The organism is uncultured Polaribacter sp., assembly GCF_947495205.1.
GTDB lineage: Bacteria > Bacteroidota > Bacteroidia > Flavobacteriales > Flavobacteriaceae > Polaribacter.
The window spans coordinates 1-783 of record NZ_CANLXV010000034.1 but is presented as its reverse complement, the minus strand read 5'-3'; the positions used below and the strand labels follow the sequence as shown (position 1 = coordinate 783).

Here is a 783-nt window from a genome sequence, read left to right as displayed (position 1 = left end):
AAAAAATAAACTAAATTTGACTGAACTTGAAATTTAAACAATAAATTAGTTCAAAGTATTTTTTGCCTTCTAAACGGTTAAAAAAATATTTTGAACGGTATAAAAAAGACCAAAAAAAAGGTCAACCTATATCAGTATAATACAGGTATGAAAATATACTTTGCGCATCCATATTCTTCTTGGCAAAGAGGCACTAATGAAAACACCAATGGACTCATTAGAAGGTACCTCCCTAAAGGAACTGATTTTAATGAAATTGATATGAAACAGCTTAAGAATATTCAAGAAAAACTAAACAATAGACCTAGAAAAATTATTGGATATAAAACACCTAAAGAAATGATGGTTTTAGAACTTAAATTTGTAGTTTAGTAACATCATAAAACTAATACGTTTTGTTGCGTTACAACATTAAATTCAAGCAATCGAATTTTAAAAGTTTTAGAACCAAAGCAAGAACTATGTCCATAAATTATAAAAACATCCTCAATTATTTTGAGTATAGAAATACAAATGCTGCAGCGGAATCTTATAATGCTAAAATTAAAGTTTTTAGAGCGCAATTTAGAGGTGTGAGAATTATAGAATTCTTCCTGTTTAGATTAACAACTATTTTTGAATAATTATAAAATCCCAAACTTTATGATTTGATCCGTTACAATGAAGTATTTCCCCAAAATAGGGATAAAAAAAAAGTCTCAATTCTGCTGAATTGAGACTTAGAAATAAGAAAGGCGGCGACCTACTCTCCCACATAAATGCAGTACCATCGGCGCTATTGGG

1 protein-coding gene and 1 pseudogene are annotated in these 783 nt (G+C 29.1%); both read left to right on the top strand.

The window, feature by feature from the left end:
* Positions 1 to 147 precede the first annotated feature (147 nt).
* A pseudogene (locus Q0762_RS13890) lies at positions 148 to 372 on the top strand (IS30 family transposase); the annotation flags it as partial.
* Positions 373 to 395: 23 nt separating this feature from the next.
* Positions 396 to 623, top strand: coding sequence for a transposase (locus Q0762_RS13885; protein WP_366941008.1), 228 nt, complete (start codon positions 396 to 398; stop codon positions 621 to 623).
* Positions 624 to 783: the final 160 nt, after the last annotated feature.